Genomic DNA, 24368 nt, shown 5'->3' on the forward strand with positions numbered 1-24368 from the left:
ATTTAAACTGAGGGAGTTCTTTTTTACGCTGCGGGGCACCGAAAACAACTTACGCAAAATAAAAAACCCGGATAAAGAATTACCCGGGTATTCGTAACTGTATATCGTCGTATTTGAATATGCTTTTATACGCTTACGGTATGATTCTGATTCCTTATCACTACTACTCCATCAAACACATCGATCAATACCGGTTTTGTCTTATCAACATCCCCAGCCAGGATCTTCTTACTCAACAGATTCACTATTTCCTTCTGGATCAATCTCTTCAAAGGTCTTGCACCAAACTGCGGATCATACCCCTGTGTAGCCAGGTAATCCAATGCATAATCAGAGAATTCCAATATCATGCCATTTTGTGCAACCAGGTCTTTCAGCTGTTGTAACTGGATATTGATAATACCTTTTATCTCGTCTCTCAATAATGGCTGGAACATGATCACTTCATCCACACGGTTCAGGAATTCCGGCCTGATTGTCTGTTTCAACAACTGCATCACTTCTTCCTTGGTAGCATCTACTATCGTTTCCCTGTTATTTTCATCTATCTTCTCAAAATTCTCCTGTATGATCTGGCTACCCATATTGCTGGTCATAATGATAATGGTGTTCTTAAAGTTCACCACACGGCCCTTATTATCGGTTAACCGTCCATCATCCAGTACCTGTAACAAAATGTTAAATGTATCAGGATGCGCTTTTTCTATTTCGTCCAGCAATACTACAGAGTAGGGCTTACGCCTTACCGCTTCGGTAAGCTGTCCGCCTTCATCGTATCCTACATATCCCGGAGGGGCGCCTATCAACCTGCTTACGGAATGTTTTTCCTGGTATTCGCTCATATCTATCCTGGTCATCATAGAATCATCGTCAAACAGGTATTCTGCCAATGCCTTGGCCAGCTCTGTTTTACCAACGCCGGTAGTACCCAGGAAGATGAATGAACCGATAGGACGTTTAGGGTCCTGGAGGCCTGCACGGCTTCTGCGGATAGCGTCAGAAACAGCTATGATGGCTTCTTCCTGTCCTACTACACGTCTATGCAGCTCTTCTTCCAGGTGAAGCAGCTTTTCCCTTTCGCTCTGCAGCATACGTGATACCGGGATACCTGTTGCTTTAGCCACATTTTCCGCAATATCTTCTGCATCTACTTCTTCTTTCAGCAGGCGTTTATGATCGGCAGACATTTCGTTCAGTTCAGCCGTATACCGTGCTACCAGTTCTTCCTGCTCTTTCACGTTACCATAACGGATCTCAGCCACGCGGCCATAGTCACCGTTACGTTCTGCCTGTTCTGCTTCCAGTTTCAGATTTTCGATAGAGGCTTTGGCGTTCTGCACCTTGTCTACTATCTCTTTTTCTGCCTGCCATTTTGCTTTGAAGGTGCTGCGCTGTTCTCCCAGTTTTGCAATCTCTTCATTCAGCTCACGCAGTTTATCTTCGTCATTCTCACGTTTAATGGCTTCCCTTTCAATTTCCAGCTGACGTATCCTCCGTTCCAGTTCATCCAGTTCTTCCGGCATGGAGTTCATTTCCAGCCTTAATTTAGCGGCGCTTTCATCTATCAGGTCAATCGCCTTATCCGGCAGGAAACGGTCTGTAATGTAGCGGTTAGAGAGTTCTACCGCGGCGATGATAGCCTCATCTTTGATCAGTACATGGTGATGACTTTCGTAGCGTTCTTTCAGTCCGCGGAGGATGGAAATAGCGTCTTCCACGCTTGGTTCGTCCACCATTACTTTCTGGAAGCGGCGTTCCAGGGCTTTATCTTTCTCAAAATATTTCTGGTATTCATTCAGAGTGGTGGCGCCGATAGCTCTCAGCTCACCACGTGCCAGGGCTGGCTTCAGGATATTGGCAGCATCCATAGCGCCTTCCATAGCACCTGCGCCTACCAGGGTATGAATTTCGTCTATAAAGAGGATGAGCTGACCGTCGCTTTCGGTCACTTCCTTGATCACAGCCTTCAGGCGTTCTTCAAATTCCCCCCTGTATTTTGCGCCTGCCATGAGCGCCCCCATGTCCAGGGCGTAGATGGTTTTGGAGCGGAGGTTTTCAGGAACGTCCCCGTTAATGATCCTGTGTGCCAGGCCTTCCACGATGGCGGTTTTACCGACACCGGGCTCACCTACCAGGATAGGGTTGTTCTTGGAACGGCGGGACAGGATATGCAGGGTTCTGCGGATCTCCTCGTCACGGCCTATTACCGGGTCTAGCTTACCTTCGCGGGCCAGGTCATTCAGGTTTTTGGCGTATTTCTGCAGTGAATTGTACTGGGTATCGGCAGTCTGAGAATTGACAGTGCTGCCTTTCCTCAGTTCTGTGATGGCTGCCTTTAATCCTTTTTCAGTCAGGCCGGCATCTTTCAGCAATTTGGCAGTGTCGTCACTTCCACCCAGTATACCCAGGAGCAGGTGTTCAACACTTACAAATTCGTCTTTAAATTCCTTTATGCTGGAGCCTGCCCTTAACATGGCATTATTGGCATCGCGGCTTAATACCTGGCCGGCTTCGCCGGAGGTTATGCGCGGGTATTTGCGTATCTGATCGTCCAGACGGGACGACAGAAAAGAGGTATTAACATTATTCTTTTTAAGTAAATAGTCTATTGCACTGTCCTCATCCGCAAGAAGGGCTTTGAGAAGGTGCCCGGTCTCTATGGCCTGCTGCTGGTTGTTAAATGCCAGCTGCTGTGCCTGTTGCAGTATTTCCTGCGATTTAATGGTGAAATTATTCAGATTCATATACAGTTTGTTTTCTCCTTTTTACGTGTCTAAGAACGTTATATGGAGAACAACAAAACTTACTCCAAGGTTATAAATCGGGGCAATTTGGCAGTAATTCCGGTACCGGACTGCTCTTTTAACAGGTAAACCGGTACCGGACTGTAATTTTTTCACTTTTTGACGAGTACAACTTTCGCCCTGTCGGCTTTATAAATGGCATTCATGAAAGTTTCCAGTTCGGGGAACTGAGCGGCGGGATATGTTCCTCCTTTTCTCTCAACAGCACGTATATATGTCAGGATATTTCCTTCCATACTTACTTTAGCAGTATAAGCACCGAAAGGACTATTCAATGTTACCGGCGCCGGTAATGATTCCGGTACATACCCTTCGGGAACGTTGATCCTTACTGTATCTATATCCCTGTAGGGAAACACGAGGCTGATATCGGCCCGGCGCTGTTCAACCGGATCTATACGGCTTGCTGTTTTATTCAGCAGGTTGGGAGCCAGGAACATACGTTTACCCGTCATGGAAGCATAGTTATGCGCATTGATCTCCAGTTGTTCATTGATGCCAGGTATTCCACCAGACGTTTCTTTACAGCCAAAACCATTCACATCATAACTGGATAACTGCAATCCCTGTTTCATTACATCCAGCATCTTCTCTTTGGTCAGGCTATGCAGCATTTGCCGCAGATCATCCTGTTGCAGACCGGTATAATACGTACTTGCTTTCATGATCACATCGCCTCCTTCTGTCACCTTTGCATCTATCTGCCGGACCTGAAGGTTTTGCTCTATAGTTAATGTTGGCGTATGCAGCAGTTTACTGCCTTTCTCATTAAGCATCAATACCGCCCTGTTGGCAGTAAATCCGCTCAGGTAACCGGCAGGCAGGTAACTGCTGGTACATTCCAGCCAGGTAGTATCTTTCTCACCCGGCGCACAGACAATAACGTGGTTAAACTGTGTGCTGGGAAATGCTTCATCCCGCATACTCAATCCATCTCCTGCACGTACCAGTACACAGGAGGCCTTAACGCCGGCCTCTTTCAGCATGGCACACATATAGTTGGAAAGCGCTTTACAATCGCCATATCCTTTGCTGGCCACATAAGCTGCATCGAAGGTCTGCCAGCCACCTATTCCCAGCTGTATGCTGATATAACGGGTATGTTCCTGCAGATAGCGGTACAGCTTATCGATCTTTTGTTCCCGGCTTAACCCATCTGTCAGCTGGTGAACAGTCTGCTTAATATTATCCGGCAATTCATCCTTTCCCTTGTTGAGGGCGTATATAAAGTTCCCATATTCTTCCCAGGTATTCATCGTTCCTTTATAACGCTGCATTTCGAAGCTGGCCGGCGCCAGTCTGACCATTACGGAACGTTTATCCCATTCCGGCGCATACTCTTCATCAGGCAAGGCTTCCAGGTCTTTTATTTCCCAGGTGTAGGTACGTGTGCCCTTTTCTGTTACGACAAGGGGCTCGCCTTTATAGTTGTAGCTGCGATGCCGCAGCGTATAATCATCCGGGGTGTTTACTACAAGACGGCTTTGTTCTACTGCAAATTCCTCTCCTTCCTGGGGTATCCAGTTTGGCAGATAGAAGGTATGATTTATCTTCATTTCCACTTCATACTCGACCGTATGAGGATAAAGCGTTTCATAGAACTGATGCCGTTTTATCCGGGCATCTGTCATCAGGGAAGCATCATCTACTGCGCTGAGGTCCTGTATATCACTTTGCTTCAGTTTTTTGACCTGGTTGCCTGCAGCATCGTACAACGCACCTTTGATGGAACGGATCTCCATCAGCTTGTCATAGTATTCCACCAGTCGTGCATCGCTTTCTCCTTTTGCATCCAGTATGGTGATAACGTAATGTTTTGTCAGTTTAACCTCTCCCGGGTTGTAGATCTTCACTTCCACTTCTTCCATGCGCTTTACCACGTGGGCGTTCTTCTTCAGCTTCTCCGGTATTTTTGCGGCAGAATAATCCGGATCGCCGGCAAATGCCGGCGGAAGGGAAAGGAGCATACAGATGCTGCCAAGCAAATAATGAATCAGTTTTGATTTCATATAGGGGATACTGTTAAGCTTTTTTCTTCAATACGATCTGTTCTGCCTGTTTCTTTACCACCATGTCAAAAAACTCCCGCAGGGAGTCATATTCGTCCGGCGCAAATGTGGCTTTGTTCAGTTTCAGGCGACAGCGGAACTGAATGGTATTTTCGCTGTGCTGGATAAGGTACTGGAATACTCCTTCCGTTTCATTGAACTTCACCATAGATGATTTTGGCAGCTCCTCTACCTGGTAACCTTCGGGGAGCACCATGTTCATTGTATAGGTCTCATCCATCAGGCAGGGCATTTCTACCGGGTAAGTCCGCTTCATGGATTTGAAGGGATTGGTACGGGTAGCTTCGTAGAACATGGGACTGATATACAATACATTGGCATCGTCAGACGCAATTTCAAAATCATATTTGAGCGTCACCCCTTCTTCATAGTCTTCCAGCTTTTCAATTTCTGTATTCTTCAATACAGTTTCCGCACCAAATTCTTTTGCTATTGCTTTGAAATATTCTTCTTTGCCTTTATCCTTTATTTTACTTCTTGTTACGCAGGATTCAATATAGGAAGGGCTTTGCTGGAAAGATCCTTTCAGCACACCATTATCCAGTGACAGCATTACGAATGTGCTTTTTTGTTCTACATGCTCATCTGCCTCAAAGCTGATGGCTGGCACTTCCGGCATCAGGACACGTGCATGCCCGTTATAACAGGAAATGTCCAGTCGCCCGAAACCCAGGTATGGCCTTGAAGCATCCAGGAAATAGGTCAGGGTGTCTGAAGTAATACAGGCAATGGTATAATTGAAACGGTTAAGAATAGGATACAATGGATTGGCACGTCCGTGATCGCGGGTGCTGAGAATGATCGGGGCTGCCTGCAGGTTAGCTCTGCGCAGCATAGCTATCAGCAGGAGGTTCAGATCAGCTTCATTACCGTTATGTGATGTAAAGACAGATTTCAGGGATTTGGTCAGATACAAACCGGAATGGCTGGTACAGGTAAAGTTGTTCCTTACATAGTTATAGATACGGCGGGCTTTGGCTGTATCTGAGGTCAGGCCTGCAGTAAGTTCTTTCACCACATCTCCCAGGTAGCCGTTGTTCTTATCCAGGTCGGCGCCGAATTCTTCGTCTTTATTCAGATCTTCATACAGCTTGGGCCAGGTACCCATGACAGGTCTTACGGGCGAGTTGGGATATTTGATAGCTGAAAGCTGGAATTCTATCTTGGAAACGTGATTCCGTAATGTTGTGGTATAGTTTTCCAGTTTTAATGCTGGAAGATTTTGAGCCGTCCACTGATAGGTTGATAGTCCAAGCGTCACATTCAGATTTTCGGACCGTCCGGCATTACCATTTGGTTCGTAGGTGAGATTGAAGCTCCTGCGGTCTGCCGATTTTTTAACCGTGGTTAGTTTATTAATATCCTGCTGCAGAAATACAAATTCGTAGATCTCAGGAATGGTTACCGTATACTCACTGAACAGGCAGGGATATTCTCCCTGGAAATGCCAGGGTTGCAGGTTGAAATAGAAGGGAGATGTTACCGAATAGCTATATTCGATAATTGTACCTTCCTTCACTGCCGGTAAGGTGAATTTTTTGGATATGTGATTCTTATCCAGTTTGTCAGTGAAAATGCTTTTGCTTTCCATCTTCGTTTCAACGACCTGGCCGTTTTCCATATTATAAGCTACGGCTTTCAGGTTCTGAAGACGTTCTTCTTCCTGCCCGGATATATACAATGGTATTTCCACAGTAGCGGCGTCATAGCCGTTCTTGTCAACGATCTTAATTCTTTTGTGACGTTTGAAGGTCACTTCGAAATGGTCACGCTGTACTTCAAATTCGGATGTCCCTATGTCTGACAATATCACAGCATGAGCGCTGGTGTCAGTTACTTTGCTGAATTCTTCCGGATCAACTTTCCCAAACTTTATCTTTTTATTCTGGGAATATGCCGTGAGGGAAAGCAGGCCACAAGCCATGACAATCAGGGGGGATACAATAGATTTGCGCATAAAGGTGATAGGATTGATATTTATATATGAAGGTAATGAAAATACATATCAATCAGTTCTTTAGGGAGAAAGTTGCTTAAAAATCAGTTTGAGTTAAAGGTGAAAGTTGATTTTAAGTAGGGGGAAGTAGCCCTGCTTTTTAAAAAGAGGCTGCCGAAAGCGTGAAAAAAATCTATTTATGTAATTTCGCATTACCATATGAACATGAGTGCAACATATACAGCCTTTATCAGGAAGCAGGCGGCAGATCTGGGCTTTGACCATTGCGGCATAGCACATGCCGTGCAACTGGACGATGATGCCCGCCGGCTGGAGAAATGGCTTAACAAAGGCATGCACGGTTCCATGCATTATATGGAGAATCACTTTGACAAGCGTATTGACCCGCGTAAGTTGGTAGATAACGCACAGTCTGTCATTACCCTGCTATTGAACTATTACCCTGAACAGCAACAGCAGCCGGACGCTCCCAAAATATCCAAATATGCCTACGGACAGGATTACCATGAGGTGATCAGGGCCAAACTTAATACCCTGCTGGCGCGTATGCAGGAAACCATGGGTGAAATAAGCGGAAGAGGGTTTGTGGATTCCGCCCCGGTACTGGAAAGAAGCTGGGCGCAGCGCAGCGGACTGGGATGGTTAGGGAAGAATGGGATGATCATTCATAAGCAGGCGGGTTCCTTCTTTTTTATAGCTACTCTTATTACAGACCTGGTACTGGAATACGACGGGCCGGTAACTGATCATTGCGGATCGTGTACGCGTTGCCTGGATGCCTGCCCTACAGGTGCGCTGGTGCAGCCCGGGGTAGTGGATGGCAGCAAATGTATTTCCTATTTCACTATAGAGCTGAAGGAAATGCTTATCCCTGAGAATATGCAGGGAAAGTTTGATAACTGGATGTTTGGCTGTGATGTGTGCCAGGATGTTTGTCCGTGGAACAGGTTCTCAAAACCAAATAAGACACCGGAATTCACCCCTGTTCCGGAGATACTGAATTTCACCACTAAACAGTGGGAAGAGCTTACTGAAGAGGAGTTTAAGAAGATATTCCGGCAGTCCCCCATGAAACGATCGAAATATGCAGGCATCAGGAGAAATCTGCGTTTTATTAACGGATAGTTATTTAACAGCGTGAAAAGCGATTTTTCTGTATATTGTTAGCATCAATTGCCAACTTACTTCATCTATCTGCTAAAGGAAGGGTAAAGACTATTATTACTTTATGGAAGCGAATGTATTAACTGTACCCGGATTATATGGGTCCGGGCCGGAGCACTGGCAAACTATATGGGAAAAACTGCCGGGCTTCAAACGAATTGAACAGCAAAACTGGGATGCACCTGCTTTAAAGGACTGGGTACAAACAATTGAGGAAGCCGTTACCGAAGCCGGCCCTGATGTAGTAATTGCCGCGCACAGCCTGGGTTGTATAGCCCTGGTACACTGGGCCAGGCAAACGCAACAGCAGATAAGAGGCGCATTACTGGTTGCACCTGCTGATGCAGAACGGCCAGGGTTCCCGGAAGCTGCTACAGGCTTTACGCCTATCCCACTGGAGCCGTTACCTTTTAAAAGTATTGTTGTATCCAGCACTAACGACGAATTTGCCTCTTTGCAGCGGGCGCAATCTTTTGCCGATGCCTGGGGCAGCCGCTTCGTAAACGCGGGTGAAATAGGACATATCAATGCAGCCTCTAAACTGGGAGAATGGCCTATAGGGCAAAAACTGGTAACAGAATTGGTGATGAACTGGCAGACGTTATAAAAAAAAGGCCATCCCGTCTAAAACGGGACGGCGTTTTACTCCACGTCATCATCGGCTGAGACAGCCTTATCTTGAATATTATTTAAACCCTTTCATCAGGTAAAAAGCATCGTTCCACCTTAACTCATTCCTGAACTGGTAAAGGTTGGTGTCTTTTGCTATACGCACATATTCGATACCCGCCATATCCGCAAAGTCCTGCATATGCGCTGCTGACAGGTTCTGGCTATAACATGTATGGTGCGCACCACCTGCCTGTATCCATGCAGCACAACCTGTACGCATGTCTGGCAGCGGTTTCCACAATACCCTTGCTACCGGCAGTTTAGGCAGGTCATGTTCTGGTTTTACAGCTTCCACATCATTTACCAGCAGACGAAAACGGTTGCCCATATCAATAACAGAAGCATTGATAGCCGGTCCTGCAGCTACGTTAAATACCAGTCTCACAGGGTCAGCCTTACCGCCTATGCCCAGTGGGTGGATCTCGCAGGAAGCTTTACCATCTGCAATGGAAGAACAGATCTCCAGCATGTGAGCTCCCAGTACCAGCCTGTTGGACGGATCAAAGTGATAGGTATAATCTTCCATGAAAGAGTTACCTCCCGGTAAACCGCTACCCATAACTTTCATAGCCCTTACCAGTGCAGCTGTTTTCCAGTCGCCCTCACCGCCAAAGCCGTAACCGTCAGCCATCAGTCGCTGTACAGCTATACCTGGCAGCTGTTCCATGCCATGCAGGTCTTCGAATGTATCTGTAAAGCCTTTGAAGTTACCGTCTTCCAGGAATGCGCGCAGACCTATTTCTATACGAGCAGCCTCTCTCAGGGAATTATGCTGGGCACCGCCCTTCAGCAGGCCGGAAGTCACTTTATAAGCGTCTGCATACTCAGTCACCAGTTTATCTATGGAGCTGTCGCTTACCTGTTTGATGAATTTCACCAGGTCACCGATACCATATCCGTTCACGGAATAACCGAACTGTAATTCAGCTTCTACTTTATCACCTTCAGTTACCGCTACCTGGCGCATGTTATCTCCGATCCTTGCAAAACGTGCACCCTGCCAGTCAAACCAGCCAGCAGCAGCACGCAGCCATACGCCTATCTCTCCTACTACCTCGGGGTCCTGCCAGTGGCCGGCCACTACTTTACGGTCCATACGCATACGGGACATCATGAAACCAAATTCCCTGTCGCCATGTGCTGACTGGTTCAGGTTCATAAAGTCCATATCTATTGCACCCCAGGGAATATCCCTGTTAAACTGTGTATGCAGGTGCAGTAATGGGCGCTGCAGCACTTTCAGGCCCCTGATCCACATTTTGGCAGGAGAGAATGTGTGCATCCATGCTATTATACCTATACAATTTTTGGCGTTATTCGCTTCCTGGCAGATCTGGTAGATCTCGTCCGGAGTTTTTACCACAGGTTTAAACACGATCCGCACGGGGATGCTTCCTTCATTATCCAGCGATTGGGCAATCTGCTGTGCATGTACAGCTACCTGCTGTAATGTTTCTTCTCCATAAAGATGCTGGCTACCGGTAATGAACCAGGCTTCTAATTGCTTCAACTGTATCATTTGCTGTTGGATTTTTTATGTGATGAGCTATTGACCATAATAAGCATCCGGTCCGTGTTTACGCTCAAAGTGTTTACGTATGAGAGAATCTTTTAAACGTGGCGCCTGGGCATTGATGTTTTCTGTCAGGAAAGCCATCTTTGCCACTTCTTCCAGAACTGCCGCATTATAAACAGCCTTATGAGCTGTCTTACCCCAGGTAAAGGGAGCGTGATTACCTACCAGGATCATTTCCACGTCTTTGTATGAGAGACCTTTTTCCTTCATGTAGTTCATGATCTGGAAACCTGTCTCATGCTCATAATTTCCCTTTATCATTTCGTCGCTCATAGGAGGAGCGCAGGGTACGTCTACTGTCAGGTGATCTGCATGGGTGGTGCCAAAGATGGGAATATCCCTCTGCGCCTGTGCCCAGGCAGTGGCGTAGGTGGAATGTGTATGTACAATGCCACCTATTTCAGGCCAGTGTTTGTATAATACGGCGTGAGTCTTGGTATCTGAAGATGGGCGGCCGGTGCCTTCAACGGTCTTTGCGTCAAAGTCAACGATCACCATTTTCTCCGGCGACAGCTCAGCATACGGTACGCCGCTGGGTTTGATGGCAAATACTCCTTTGCTGTGGTCTGCCACGCTCACGTTCCCGAACGTGAACAGTACAAGTCCGAGCGCCGGCAGCTGCATATTGGCTTCATAAGCCTGCTCTTTTATTGCCTGATAGCTCATACATATAATTTTTCAGTGAATGCTCCTAATTCCTTGAACCTCGCATAGCGTTTAGCGTAGTAAGGCACATTCTCAGCACGCGGGTGCCATACTGTTTCGAAGCCGGAGGACATGGCTTCCTGTGCAGCCGCTATATCTTTGTAAACACCTGCTGCTACAGCTGCGAACATTGCTGCTCCCAGTGCACAGGCGTTCTCGCTGTTGACTATTTTGATAGGCCTGTTCATCACATCTGCAAGTACCTGCATGGCGTAAGCTGATTTCTTGGCTACACCGCCCAGGGCAATCACCTCGTTAATAGGCACTCCTTCCTGTACGAAGCGCTCTGCAATATGCTGAGCACCGAAGGCTGTAGCTTCTACCAGTGCCTTGAACATCTCTGCTGCGTCAATACCCAGGTGAAGGCCGGTGATGGTGCTTTTAAGCGTGTGGTTAGCGTCCGGTGTACGGCGACCGTTAAACCAGTCCAGCGCCAGCGGATCATTGTCCCTCAGAGGCAGCTGTTGCGCCTGCTGGGAGAGATGTCCTAACAGTTTGCCTTCCACCTGTGCCAGTTTATCTGTTTCTTCCGGCAGTAAAGTATATAAAGGGCCCATGATAAGGCGGCGAAGCCAGGCGAATACGTCGCCATAGGCAGACTGCCCTGCTTCCAGTCCCAGCATACCTGGTATTACAGAACCGTCTACCTGTCCGCAGATACCTTTCACAAACAGGTGTCCTGCTTCTTCCATGGGAGCAACCAGGATATCGCAGGTGCTGGTGCCTATCACTTTACAGAGGGAATAGGACCTGATGCCGCCGCCCACGGCGCCCATGTGAGCGTCAAATGCGCCGGTGCCTATTACCACGTCTGCAGGTAATCCCAGGCGCTCAGCCCATTCGCTGCTGATGGTGCCTGCGGGTATAGTGGCTTCTACGGTGTCTTTATATGTCTGGTCGTATTTACCTAACAGCGGATTCAGTTTCTCCAGGAAGTCTTTGGGCGGCAGGCCGTTCCATGACTCATGCCACATAGCTTTGTGACCAGCCGCGCACCTGCTGCGCAACAGGGTGCCAAGGCTTTTGTTGCCGGTCAATACCGCTGGCACCCAGTCGCAATGCTCTACCCAGGAAACCGCCTTTTCCCTGATGGCCGCGTCTTCCTGTATTACATGCAGGATCTTTGCCCAGAACCATTCGCTGCTGTAAATACCTCCGCAATACTTTGTATAGTCGGTACTGTTTGCGTGGGCCACCTCGTTGATCAGTGCTGCTTCTGTATTGGCGGTATGATCTTTCCATAATACGAACATGGCATTGGGATTGTTCTCAAATCCCGGTAATAATGCCAGCGGGGTACCTGTTTCATCTACCGGACCAGGTGTGGAACCGGTAGTATCCACAGAAATACCTTTTACCAGCGCTGCTGTGCCCGGAGGGCATTGCGCCAGTGCTCCCTTAATGCTTTTTTCAAGCCCTTCCAGGTAATCCAGGGGATGTTGGCGGTATTGCTGCACGGAGGGATCGCAATACAGGCCTTTCTGCCAGCGGGAATAAAGATGGACTGCGCTGCCTGCTTCTTCCCCGGTGCGGGTGTTTACCACAAGTGAACGCACTGAGTCGGTGCCAAAGTCAACACCAATTACAAATGAATTTTCCATAACGTACACAACATTTGCGGGCCTGACTACAACCGGGCTGCTTACAGGGTGTTGCCACCTTTACCATAAGCCCCTGTCTGACCGGCCCCTGAACTCGTATTTAGTGATTAATAATAATTCCTGTTCTTTATTGTCAGATGGACAATTATTTGACCGGACAAAAAAATGCTGATATGAGCATCACTGGGTACAGTGATTATCATATCAGAGTGATCATTTCAGATTTCCCGGATCGGAAACAAAATTGAGGAAGGCGTGGAATTTGGCGCTGTACTTTCTTTTATCCAGCTTGTAATAGAATGCCCCCCTTTTGGAAGTAGCCCTCTCCTTTTCTTTTTGTTTAATCAGTAAACCCGTGGATAATACTTTCCTGCTAAAATTTCTTTTGTCAAAGCCTGCATCATAAACTGCCTCGAACAGGATCTGTAACTGAGGGATCGTGAACTTAGCCGGTAGCAACTCGAACAACAGAGGATGGATGGCGGCCTTATAACGCAATCTTGCCTGGGCTTCTGTCACCATGTCAGCATGGTCAAAGATCAGCTTTGGCGCATCTTTTAAAGGAAACCACTCAGCTTTGAACTCGTCCGTGATCTGCTGTTTGTACTGATTGATATCTATCAGTGCAAAATAAGCTACAGACAAGGTCCTCTCCATTGGGTCCCTCCGGGGGCTGCCAAAAGCAGTCAGTTGCTCCATGTACACTCCGTCTAATCCTGTCAGCTTAGTCAGTGTACGGGCTGCCGCGTCTTCCAGACTTTCATCCGGCTGTACGAAACCACCCATCAGGCTCCATTTTCCCTTCTCCGGTTCAAAACCACGTTTAATCAATAAAAGCTTGAGATCCTGTCCGTCAAATCCGAAAATAATACAGTCTACAGCTACCAGCATGCGGGTTTGCCGGGAATAACGTGTCATACTTTCCTGGTATTTAATTCCGCTAATATAAAACTCCCCGTTGATATTGCCAGTTTTTACTTAACAGACTAATTGTTTTCATACACAAGATAGGTAATTAAATGTCAAAATAACAATTATTTTTCGAGAGTGTGGATACTGGTCAATTTGCTGCTGTACAGGGATAAGAATTGATCAAAGAGTGTTGGAGTTGCTGCTATACAGAGCCGGAAATTACTCAAAAAAGATCGCTTTTGCCTTCGGCAAAAGCGATCTTTTTTGAGATAAGAGAGCCAGTCTCCGGCTGGCTTATAGGCTTTCGGGAGAGAAATCTGTATAATCCTGTATAAAAGTTATGATATTATCATACTGGCTGAACTCTTCCCTGGTATGCATAGTAGTGATCACTACCGCTTTCATCCCTGCATTGGCAGCCGCTTCCACTCCTTTGGGAGCGTCTTCAAAAACGATACAATCAGCAGGAGCAGCGCCCAGCTCTTCTGCAGCTTTCAGGAACACCTCAGGATCAGGTTTGCTGGCCACCACATCATCTGCAGTAACAATAGAGCTGAAATATTTACGTACATCCAGGTTATCGAGAGCAAAATCTACGTTAAACGGGATAGCCGCCGTACCTATAGCCATAGGAATATTCATCTGCCTGGCTTTCTCCAGGAACTCCTGCAACCCAGGTATGAGCTTTAGGTGAGGACGATAGGCCGCCTGGTAACGGCGCTCCTTTTCGAGTGATAAAGTGTTCATCTCTTCCTCTGTAAACCTGCCCTCTCCGAAAATACGGACCAATACCTCACTGTTCTTACCGTACATCTCCTTTTTTACAGCATCGCGGGTCATTCCGGCGCCCAGGTCCTCATTCAGGATGTTGTACCAGCCATGCACATGATATTCCATATCGTCAATCATAGTGCCGTTCATGTCGAAAATAAATGCCTTTTTCATACTATTATTTTTGATAGCAGGGCCACCTGCGATGCCCCTGTTGAAATGTGCGGCACAAAGCTATCTCAATATGTGGCAAAAAGCAAGAAGGTCGAATGACTTCGACCTTCGGCGATCATAGTTCACGTTATTGAATCGGCCGCATGCGGCAAAAATTACTGTGTAGTATGCATGCAGCTCGCAGAAACTCTTTTTCTTACCAGAACCTCACATACAATGCGCTCAGGATAAGCAGGGTAGCCACTATCATGATAATGGTGGCAGGCTGCAGCCTGAACATAGCTTTATCCAGTACAAATGCTTTTGGATTCACTTTAGGTCCCGCAAGGCTCAATCCCACCATCACCAGTAAAGTGAAGAAGAATGCCCATCCCATGCAGATCTGGAAAGGTATCTCGTAAACGCCCTTATTATTAATAAAGGCAGTATACAGCCATGTTTCAGTTCCAAACCAGCGGGGAGCATAGTTATTGAATACAACAGACAGCAGGAAACCGGTAACAATACCAGCTACAGCTGCTGTTCCGGTGGTACGTTTCCAGAACATACCCAGCAGGAACATGGCAAATACCCCCGGACTGATAAACCCGGTATATTTCTGGATGAAGGTGAAACCACCCTCTCCACCTATACCCAGCAGGTCATTCCAGGTAAAGGCTATAGCTACCAGCATAGCGCCGAATATAGCTATGCGGCCTGTCCATACCAGCTTCTTCTCGTCCGCTTCTTTGTCTATATAACGTTTATAAATGTCCAGTGTAAAGATCGTAGAGATACTGTTGGCCTTTCCTGCCAGAGAAGCTACTATCGCAGCTGTTAAAGCAGCAAGAGAAAGACCTTTCAGGCCCTCGGGCAGGAACGTCAGCACGGCGGAATAGGCGTTGTCAGGATTGAACACATTCCCAGGCGCCATTTCCTGCTGTAAAGCACCATTCTTATACAGTACATAAGCTGCTATACCCGGCAACATCACGATAACAGGCATCATCAGTTTCAGGAAGCCGGCAAACAGGATCCCGTTACGGGCAGTCTGCAGATTAGCACCCAGTGCTCTTTGCGTGATATATTGGTTACAACCCCAGTAGTTCAGGTTAATGATCCATTGCCCGGCAAAATAAATAGTGATACCAGGCAGCATCAGGTAGCGGTTAATGTACTCCTGCGAAGCCCCAGGTCCCGGTTTATCCAGTATCATTTTGAAGTGATCAGGAGAATTTGTCATCAGGGCCTTAAAGCCTGCCAGCGCATCTTTTCCCAGTCCGAAATGCTCGCTCACCATAGTCAGCGCCAGCCAGGTAGTGGCCAATCCACCAATGATCAGCACCAGTACCTGTATCACATCCGTATAACCTATCACCTTCATACCTCCCAGCGTGATGATCAGCGCAAATGCTGCCAACCCTATCATCACAAGGTGGAAGTTACCATTACCTATCAGGTTATTGATGGCCAGCGCACCCAGGAACAGGATGGAAGTAAGATTCACAAAAACATACAGGAACAGCCAGAAAATAGCCATGATCAGCGCTACCGTCTTGTTATACCGCGTTTCCAGGAACTGCGGCATCGTGTAGATCTTATTCTTCAGGTATACGGGCATAAACCAGACAGCAACAATGATCAGCGCTACCGCTGCTATCCACTCATAGGCAGATACCGCGATCCCCACAGTAAAGCCGTTTCCACTCATCCCGATAAATTGTTCTGCTGAAATGTTGGAGGCTATTAAAGAGGCACCAATAGCCCACCACGTAAGGGAACCTTCTGCCAGGAAAAAATCCTTCGTGCTCATGGTCTCCTTCTTCTTCCTCAGATAGATCCAGTAGCCGTAAGATGCTACTACCAGGAAATAAATAATGAAAATAACATAGTCAATGCCGCCTAGTCTATTCATAATCAGTGGAATGTGATTTAGGTACAGTTATGTTTTTCTAACGCTGGGCACAAGTTAGTGATAATTGTCAATTTTACAATTAAATTTTTTGAAGAGAGGATTATTTAGGTTTTTTTTAAGAAAAAAAGCTGACCTACGGCCAGCTATAAAAGACAAATACGAGTACTTTGAGACTTAATATGTAATAATGTCCTTATGGTCTGATACGATCTTCTTATATGGATCATCCAGGAACATCCTCATAAAATACTGGAAATCCCGGCCCCCTACTCCATGGCCCCGGTTTGTGAATAAAAGCCGCTGGCTGTTGGGCATATAATGATGTACCCTATCAATATAAAGAGGCCTGCAGGCATTGTCCATTTCCCCATCAGCCAGCAGCGCCGGCCTGTTTGAATAAAAAGGTTGCTTTGTAGCAGCTTTGATGGGAGGCGATGCCCAGCAATCACACATGGCCTTATAAACGTCATTGATATGATACCCCTTCATGTAGGGATAAGCATTATAAAGCTGCTGCATAACGGTCTCATTGTTATATACCGCCTGGTCTGCGCAATAAACAGATATCCGCATTCCGGACGGGCCCCGGCCATAACGGAACAGGTCATCCAGCAATTGTTTTACGTAATCATAATGGCGCCCGCTGATAAGCTCTGTAATAACAAATGGTGCTTTCTCCGGCTGACCTGAAAGATAGTTCTGGACAATATCCAGTAGATCATTCCTCGTGTACTGAATATTCAGGGTATCTGTTGTACCGCTTTCCACGTAAGGAATAGAAAACTTTTTTCCTTCAATGGAGGTAAAGTATCCCCGGAATCTCTCTTTAAGATTACCATATAGGACCTTATCCACAGAATCTCTTTCACAACGACTGAACAGCAATGACAGCGCTTCATTGAAATTGGCAGGCTCATCTTCATCAATAGGCACAAAGTTGGGTAACGGGGAATCCAGTATTAAAGACCGGATGCGGGAAGGGTCCCGCTGTAAAACAGCCAGCATAAGACCACCGCTGTAAGAAATGCCATAGAGATTAACAGAGTCGATCTGCAGACTGACGAGCAGGTCATGAACATCTGTTACAGTTTCGTCGGTATTATAGCCTGAAAGATCAATACCCCTGGCCTCCAGGCTTTTCCTGTAACGTTTTACACCTTCAATCACCATACTGTCCTTATTGAGGTTCTTCCTGTAAGACATTTTAATGGCACTGTCCAGTTCCGGGCTATTGAGGTTAGGCAGGGCATAATCAGTACCTCTTTGTCCAAAAGCAATGCAATCCCTGTCATTGATAATATTGCTTTTTGCAGCCCCCCTGGCCCATCCCAACGAACTACCTCCCGGACCACCAGACATGAACAACAGCGGGGCCTTCTTTTTATTGGGATTTTTACTCTCAACAACAATAAACGGCAGCTGAATAGTTTTCCCGTTATTCTTTTTCCTGTTTTCAGGTACAACCAGGTAACCACAGCGGGTTTTAAAACTACTGTCTATCTCAACCGGACAGGCACAGGGAATGATCTTCTGCTGTGAACGGACAACAGGTATACAACTGGCAAAAGCAATAAAGGTCAGAAGGACAATTTTCATCAGAGATTCTTTTAACCAAAAGTAGAAAGGAGGAAGAGAATGCGGTAGGTAAAAAACGGACATTTTAACGGAGGCCATCCATCCGTTGACCGGTAAACTTCACCATTTCCCTGTAAAAGTGGCTCATATCATAGTAACCATAATCACCGGAAACAAAGTTTTTCTTATCTGCCAGATAAGCAGATAATGCCGTTCTTGCCCGCAGAATGGAAAAGTATTTCCGGGGACTGATACCAACAATATTGTTGAAATAACGGTTGATGGTTTTAGAGGTAACAAACATCTTCTCTGCCGTTTCACTGGTGTTATATTGCAGGTTACCACTGTACAGATCAATGCTGTCTCTGACCAGCCGGATATAATGGTCCTTCTTTTTCTGCCGGACATAACTGAACAGGAAGAATTGCTGTAATAATTCCATCCGCTCTTCAAATGAACCTGCTGCTTTAACACTTTGGATAAGCGCCGGAGGCATAATGTGCTTTAATGGTATTACCTGGCCAATAAATTTTACCTGTGTGATCCCCAGGATACGTTCCAGTCCTCCGGGAAAGAACTTAACAGTGAATATATAATCTGAAGGCTGATTGTAGCGGGTCACCATAGAATCCCTTAGAATGAGTATATCATCAGAAGGAGTGATCGTATGGCAATCCTTTCCATTTATTACCTGGTAGGGAGAGCCTAAATTGATCCAGATGGTAGGTGTCCAGCTTGGGAACATTGTTACGCTGAAGGAGGTATTAACTGCATGCAGGGCAGTTGCTTCAGGTGATGATTCTGAGAAAAATTCGATATAGTCTGCCAGTTCAGGGCAGGGAGGACTGAAGTTGTACAGTTTCCGGATATTGTCGAAAATCTCAATCATCTGAATGAACGCTTGATCTGATCACTAATGTAAGAAGATCCGCCGTTTCCTGAGCAGTTTTCAGGAAGGCTGTCCCCCTCTGAAAAATATATATATTTGACCTGTATGCGCACATTACTCAAAAATTACAGCGAACTGCTGTTACTGCTGGCAGGCATTATCATAGGCAGTATCCTCGGTCTGATATACGGTCAGAAAGTGGAAGTGATCAAGCCTGTAGGGGATATTTTCCTGAACCTGCTGTTTACAGCGGTGATCCCTCTTGTATTCTTTTCCATTTCCTCTGCCATTGCCAATGTTGATCCCGGTCAGCAGCTGGGACGTGTTATTTCTGTAATGGGTCTGGTATTCCTGGGTACTGTACTGGTAGCTGCTTTCCTTACTATTGTGACTATCTGGATATTTCCGCTGCAGGCGGTTACTACCGGGCCGGCTGCTATGACGGCAGCAGAAAAGGTCAGTGTGGGAGAACAGATCACCCGCCTGCTCACAACGGGCGAGTTCTCTGAGTTACTATCGCGCAGAAATATGCTGCCTTTCATCATCTTCTCTGCTCTTGTAGGATTTGCCGCACTCAAGGCCGGTCCGGGGGCAAAAGCCTTCAGGGGTTTTCTTGTTTCGGGTAATGAGGTGATGAAAAAGCTGCTTATCCTTATCATGTACCTGGCCCCTATTGGTTTAGGCGCTTACTTTGCCTACCAGGTGGGCACGCTGGGGCCACAGCTATTTGGTACCTATGCCAGTTCTATGGCTGTGTACTATGGCTTTGGCATCTTCTATTTCATCGTACTTTTCAGTATCTATGCTTTCCTGGCCGGTGGCATTCCCGGGGTGAAACTCTACTGGAAAAATAACCTGGTGCCTACCTTTACGGCGCTGGGTTCCTGCAGTAGCATCGCCACAATTCCTGCCAATCTCGATGCAGCCCCTAAAATGGGTATCCCGTCGCATATCGGGAATGTGGTGATCCCACTTGGTGCCACCCTGCATAAAGATGGTTCCAGTATATCTTCTATCGTTAAAATAGGTGTTGTCTTTGCCATGTATGGCCGCCCGCTCAGCGGAGTTGATACAGTACTGCTGGCATTAGGGGTAACGGTTATAGTGAGTATAGTGGAAGGAGGCATTCCCAATGGCGGGTATATCGGGGAGCTGCTGGTCATGTCTGTTTACGGCTTTCCTGTAGACGCCCTACCCGCGGTAATGATTGTCGGTACACTGGTAGATCCCCTGGCTACCATCCTCAACGCTACCGGCGATACCGTAGCTGCAATGATGGTAACCAGGATCATGAAAGGAAGGCAATGGCTTAAGGATCTAACGGGTCTTCAGGATCCTGCTGCCATGCCCGTTGATCGGGGATAATAGCATTTTCCGTATTGCTGACCCGCTCCAGTTCTTTATATGGCAGGTAACCCAGTTCGTTCATAAAACGAAGGCCCATCTTTTCTATAGCCAGGGATTGGAAGGAATCTGACACTATCAGCATTGGCTTGGCAGAGGGCATATTATAGAGGTATGTCAGGCGCGCTGCATTCCGGATATTAGTAGTAGTATGCCTAGCATGCGGCTCAATGATGACCGCTCCGTCCGGTATGCCCAGCTTACCTGTCAGGTATTTCTTCATTTCTATTGCCTCACAGTAAGGTGTCTTGTAAGGATGTACATGTCCGCCAGACACGATAATAAAAGGCGCTACATCCTTTTTAAACCGCTCTGCCGCCAGTTTACAGCGGAATATGGCCATACTATCCAGGGACTGCCCGCTTTTTGACGGGCCACTGCCAGGCACCACGATAGCTGTAAAGCGATAGGCATTCCAGTTGATATTTCTCGATAATGCAAAAGCCCCGGCATTCATTCCTGCGTATAAAGGCTCGTAACGGGTAGCTTCGTCACGGGCATTGATAGCCAGTGCTTTCAATGCAGCCATCAGCGGTTCGCTGTAGAATGCTGTGCCAGTCCTGGCAGTTTGCTGCAGGGCAGTCTTTACCTGCTGTACAAATGCAGGGTTCCGGGAACTGAAAGAAATGGAATCTATCTTCGGATAACGTGGAGGAAGACCTGCTATATACACGTTGAATATATGGTTCATTCCTTTGGTCACATCTTCCCATACACGCATAATAAAAGCGGTATCATTCTCTTTGCTGTAAACAGGGTAACGGGCTTCTATCTTCAGCCGTTCTACCAGCTGGGCAATAGTGTTATCAGCGATTGCAAGTCTTTGCAGCTCATTACCGGCAGTACGGATATCTGCATCACTCCATTCCAGTGCCTCAGCTATACAGCTACCATCCGTACATGTTGCCAATGCCTGGCTCAGGCGTGCCTGGCGGTCCTTTGCCAGTTGTCCGAATACGCTGTTCTTTACCACCAGATCATGTGCGGCGCCTTTCCTTTCCAGTATGTAAAGCAGGTAGAAAGATTTCCTGAGTTGTACCTGTTGCGTTGGCGTGTAAGAAATTACAGCAGTAGCCGTTGTACGTGGTTTCGGTTTTACCGGCCTCTTTTTCCGTTGTGCATGTGTTGTTACTACCGATACCAGCAGCAGGGCAGGTATCAGTATCCCCTTTACTACTCTTCTCATCTTTTACTTTAAGTTATTTTAGCAGTGTTTCTGTTGAGTTAGTTTGTCCGCTTCAGGCGGGTTAAGACACTACCATTATTTTACTCTTTTTCCATTTTTCCATATGGCATAGATACTGTGCGTAGCTCTGATATCTTTTAACGGATCTCTATCCAGTACCATAAAGTCGGCCTTTTTACCGGGAGCTACTACTCCCCTGTCTGTTGCATTTAGCAGTTCTGCACCGTTATGGGTAGCGATGCTGATAATATGCAGGGGAGGAATTCCTGCACCTTTCATCAGCTCCAGCTCCAGGTGTTCGGAAAAACCGATAGCCCTTACAGGTTGTGCACCAGAGTCTGTACCCATAGCAACTTTCACGCCAGCGCTGTCTAATTTATAGACATTGCGTAATGACATCGTCAGAACTTTCATTTTCCGTTGTCTGTCTTTAGCCTGTTCCTCCTGGTAGTCTGCGCTTTTCAGCATGTCCCATACGCCGGGTTCAAGGGAACGTATAAAGAAGGGATCATTCATCCATGCAGGCTCTGTTCCATAGATGAAACCATATTCGTCGATCGTTAAAGTAGGAATGTAATATACGCCCTTTTCTTTCATGGCGGTGATCAGTGCATCATCAGCTTCTTTGTCGCGGATGCTGTGCGCCAGCAGGTCTATACCAGCATCTACCAGTTGCCTGGCATCTTCGAGATAATATACGTGGGCGGCTACTTTGATATGATGACGATGGGCTTCTGCGATGATGGCTTTAAATATTTCGGGAGTAACACGTGGTGCGCCAGGCGCACCGTCTACCCAGATCTTCACGAAATCGGGATGTAATGCGGCCAGTTTACGCATGTCTTCCGTGGCTTCTTCGGGAGAGGAAGGCCTTTGTATATAAGTGCCGAAAGCGCCGGGCGGAACGCCGCCTTTTGCTCCAAAGCCGTAGCCGGCAGTGAATAATGTGGCGCCGGGTATTTCGCCTTTTTGCGACTGGTCCCGCAGGCTGAATACAACGGGTTGGTCTGTACCTAATGACAGCACATCTCCTACTCCATAGTCCAGGTACTGCTGCAGCAGTCTTTTCATATTTTCAGCTGTGTAATTATCTGCCGAAGCGGTCTTTCCTTTTAGTAATCCCGGGTGACCATGACCGTTTATAAGCAAAGGCATCACTGTCCGGCCTGACATGTCCAGCACTTTTCCTGATGGCAGGTTGCTTCCGGCAGGCAGTATGGCGGCAATGGTATCTGCCTGTACAAGCAGGCTGACGTTTGAGCGGGCATCGGCCCCGCTTCCGTCTATCAGCGTAATATTTTTCAGTATAACTGGTGTGTTGGCCTGTGCGTAAGTATGCAAATAAAAAAAGGATAGGCTGACACTAAAAAGCAAAGATCTCAGCATCGTTTCCAGTTTGCAGTTAATGAATCCGGGAAGATACTGACTTAGTTTGTTAAGAATTCTCTAATATTTTCTTTAACAAAAAAGTAATTCTTCCGTTAGGAGCATGTAAGTGCAAAGTAGCGAAATATTTCTGAGGAGGAGAAGCGGGCCTGCGGCCCGCTGACAAACTAATAAAAAACCTTTTGGGAAACAGAAGCCCGGAGCTTCTCTTCTATTTTGTGAAAAGCAAGATCAAGGTCTGAAATAAGATCTTCTGCTTCTTCCAACCCTACAGATAAACGGATCAGACTATCCGCCACTCCTGCGGCCCTGCGTTTTTCGTCAGGGATAGATTTGTGGGTCATGCCGGCGGGATGGCATAATAAACTTTTAATACCGCCAAGGCTCTCTGCCAGCTTGAAATAACGGGTACCGGTCACAAATGCCTGTGCAGCTGTTTCAGTATCATCTTTCAATGTAAAGGAAATAATGCCGCCAAATCCTTTGGATTGTTTTTTTGCGATCTCATGACCAGGATGTGATGTAAGCCCGGGATAAAATACCTTGTCTACCAATGGATGTTTTTCCAGGTATTCTGCAATGGCTTGTGCGTTAGCACAATGCTGACGTACACGCAGATGCAGTGTTTCAATGCCGCGGATAAGCAGGAAGCTGTCAAACGGAGATAGGATAGCGCCACAGGCGTTCTGGTAGAATTTAATTTCTGCTCCCAGCTCTGCGGTTTTGGTTACTACTACCCCGGCTATCAGGTCGCTATGTCCGCCCAGGTATTTTGTTGCACTGTGTATGACTATATCTGCCCCTGACTCCAGCGGCTGCTGTAGTACCGGTGACGCGAAGGTATTGTCAACACAGAAGATACAGTGGTTGGCTTTAGCCACTTTTGCAATGGCTGCTATATCAGATATTTTCAGTGTAGGATTGGTCGGTGTTTCCAGCCATATCAGTTTGGTTGCCGGGGTGATAGCGTTGAATACTGCCTGTACGTCTGAGGTATCCACATACGTTACTTTGATACCGAATTTTTCGTACACCTTGTTGAACAGGCGGAATGCTCCACCGTAAATATCATCTACAGCTACTATTTCATCGCCGTATTGCAGGAGCTTGAGTATAGCGTCTATAGCGGCAAGGCCGCTTGAGAAGGCTATTCCTCTTGCGCCATGTTCCAGCTGGGCCACGAGCTTTTCCAGTACTTCGCGGGTAGGGTTGTTGGTGCGGGCATAATCGTATCCTTTGTTTACGCCGGGAGCTTCCTGTACGAATGTTGAAGTCTGGTAAATGGGTACTGCAATAGCGCCTGTCTGTTCATCTACCGGAATGGAATGGATCAGTTGAGTAATTGTGCTCATCTCTTTTTGTTTTTGAGTTTGATGATAAATGTTGATTATACAGGTCCGTACAAGCAGCTTATCGAAGAGAGAGCAGTGAGAGTAGGATTGTATTAAAACAAAAAAACTCACCTGGTAGCCAGGTGAGTTTCATTATATGAAGTAATACAGATCAAACCTACCGACTTATCTTTCCGCTATTGCGGATGGATGTAGCACCTTTCCTGTCTGGTGAAACAGGATGGTTGCTAAGGCTTCGCAGGGCCATTTCCCTCTGCCTTTCTTGATAAGAAACTTA

Annotated in this window: 17 protein-coding genes and 1 riboswitch; of the genes, 3 read left to right on the top strand and 14 right to left on the bottom strand. The window is 46.8% G+C overall.

Annotated elements, in window-relative coordinates; translation table 11 throughout:
* Window positions 1–125 precede the first annotated feature (125 nt).
* The 3 genes from clpB to GO493_RS23570 form a co-directional block, all read right to left on the bottom strand.
* Window positions 126–2744 carry an ATP-dependent chaperone ClpB gene (gene clpB, locus GO493_RS23560; RefSeq protein ID WP_157308689.1) on the bottom strand — a complete coding sequence of 873 codons (2619 nt, stop codon included), beginning with the start codon at window positions 2742–2744 and terminating at the stop codon, window positions 126–128.
* Window positions 2745–2896: 152 nt separating this feature from the next.
* Window positions 2897–4813: a DUF3857 domain-containing transglutaminase family protein gene (locus tag GO493_RS23565; RefSeq protein ID WP_157308690.1), complete on the bottom strand. Its 1917-nt coding sequence runs from the start codon at window positions 4811–4813 to the stop codon at window positions 2897–2899.
* A gap of 13 nt (window positions 4814–4826) precedes the next feature.
* Window positions 4827–6830: a DUF3858 domain-containing protein gene (locus GO493_RS23570; RefSeq protein ID WP_157308691.1), complete on the bottom strand. Its 2004-nt coding sequence runs from the start codon at window positions 6828–6830 to the stop codon at window positions 4827–4829.
* 204 nt (window positions 6831–7034) lie between these two features.
* On the opposite strand from GO493_RS23570, the gene queG reads away from it, so the two are divergent.
* Window positions 7035–7955 (top strand): tRNA epoxyqueuosine(34) reductase QueG, encoded by a 921-nt coding sequence (gene queG / locus GO493_RS23575; RefSeq protein ID WP_232538997.1) that lies wholly within the window; start codon window positions 7035–7037, stop codon window positions 7953–7955.
* A gap of 103 nt (window positions 7956–8058) precedes the next feature.
* Complete coding sequence (locus GO493_RS23580) at window positions 8059–8601, top strand: RBBP9/YdeN family alpha/beta hydrolase (protein WP_157308693.1); 543 nt, start codon at window positions 8059–8061, stop codon at window positions 8599–8601.
* Window positions 8602–8679: 78 nt separating this feature from the next.
* Here GO493_RS23580 and araA read toward each other — a convergent pair whose 3' ends face one another.
* The 8 genes from araA to GO493_RS23620 all read right to left on the bottom strand — a co-directional run bounded on the left by araA (window position 8680) and on the right by GO493_RS23620 (window position 18763).
* Window positions 8680–10185, bottom strand: coding sequence for an L-arabinose isomerase (gene araA, locus GO493_RS23585; RefSeq protein WP_157308694.1), 1506 nt, complete (start codon window positions 10183–10185; stop codon window positions 8680–8682).
* Window positions 10186–10212: 27 nt separating this feature from the next.
* Entirely contained in the window at window positions 10213–10908 is a 696-nt protein-coding gene (locus GO493_RS23590; protein ID WP_157308695.1) for an L-ribulose-5-phosphate 4-epimerase, read from the bottom strand.
* Entirely contained in the window at window positions 10905–12548 is a 1644-nt protein-coding gene (locus GO493_RS23595) for a ribulokinase (protein ID WP_157308696.1), read from the bottom strand. Before GO493_RS23595 ends, GO493_RS23590 begins: the two co-directional genes overlap by 4 nt.
* A gap of 213 nt (window positions 12549–12761) precedes the next feature.
* Window positions 12762–13466 carry an NUDIX hydrolase gene (locus GO493_RS23600; protein ID WP_157308697.1) on the bottom strand — a complete coding sequence of 235 codons (705 nt, stop codon included), beginning with the start codon at window positions 13464–13466 and terminating at the stop codon, window positions 12762–12764.
* 288 nt (window positions 13467–13754) lie between these two features.
* Window positions 13755–14405 (bottom strand): HAD family hydrolase, encoded by a 651-nt coding sequence (locus GO493_RS23605; RefSeq protein ID WP_157308698.1) that lies wholly within the window; start codon window positions 14403–14405, stop codon window positions 13755–13757.
* A gap of 196 nt (window positions 14406–14601) precedes the next feature.
* Complete coding sequence (locus GO493_RS23610; RefSeq protein ID WP_157308699.1) at window positions 14602–16299, bottom strand: sodium:solute symporter family transporter; 1698 nt, start codon at window positions 16297–16299, stop codon at window positions 14602–14604.
* A 174-nt stretch (window positions 16300–16473) separates the two neighbouring features.
* Window positions 16474–17895: an alpha/beta fold hydrolase gene (locus tag GO493_RS23615; RefSeq protein WP_157308700.1), complete on the bottom strand. Its 1422-nt coding sequence runs from the start codon at window positions 17893–17895 to the stop codon at window positions 16474–16476.
* A 64-nt stretch (window positions 17896–17959) separates the two neighbouring features.
* Window positions 17960–18763 (bottom strand): AraC family transcriptional regulator, encoded by an 804-nt coding sequence (locus GO493_RS23620; protein ID WP_157308701.1) that lies wholly within the window; start codon window positions 18761–18763, stop codon window positions 17960–17962.
* A 105-nt stretch (window positions 18764–18868) separates the two neighbouring features.
* On the opposite strand from GO493_RS23620, the gene GO493_RS23625 reads away from it, so the two are divergent.
* Window positions 18869–20128: a dicarboxylate/amino acid:cation symporter gene (locus GO493_RS23625; RefSeq protein ID WP_157308702.1), complete on the top strand. Its 1260-nt coding sequence runs from the start codon at window positions 18869–18871 to the stop codon at window positions 20126–20128.
* On the opposite strand, the gene GO493_RS23630 is transcribed toward GO493_RS23625, so the two are convergent.
* The 3 genes from GO493_RS23630 to GO493_RS23640 form a co-directional block, all read right to left on the bottom strand.
* Window positions 20073–21353 (bottom strand): YdcF family protein, encoded by a 1281-nt coding sequence (locus GO493_RS23630; RefSeq protein WP_157308703.1) that lies wholly within the window; start codon window positions 21351–21353, stop codon window positions 20073–20075. The genes GO493_RS23625 and GO493_RS23630 overlap by 56 nt on opposite strands.
* Window positions 21354–21428: 75 nt before the next feature.
* A complete protein-coding gene (locus GO493_RS23635; RefSeq protein ID WP_198315811.1) occupies window positions 21429–22694 on the bottom strand; it encodes an amidohydrolase family protein in 1266 nt (421 codons plus the stop codon).
* Window positions 22695–22906: 212 nt separating this feature from the next.
* Window positions 22907–24091 carry a trans-sulfuration enzyme family protein gene (locus tag GO493_RS23640; RefSeq protein WP_157308705.1) on the bottom strand — a complete coding sequence of 395 codons (1185 nt, stop codon included), beginning with the start codon at window positions 24089–24091 and terminating at the stop codon, window positions 22907–22909.
* Between the two features lie 162 nt (window positions 24092–24253).
* Window positions 24254–24363: riboswitch (SAM riboswitch) on the bottom strand.
* Window positions 24364–24368: the final 5 nt, after the last annotated feature.

It is taken from the genome of Chitinophaga tropicalis (assembly GCF_009758205.1).
GTDB lineage: Bacteria > Bacteroidota > Bacteroidia > Chitinophagales > Chitinophagaceae > Chitinophaga > Chitinophaga tropicalis.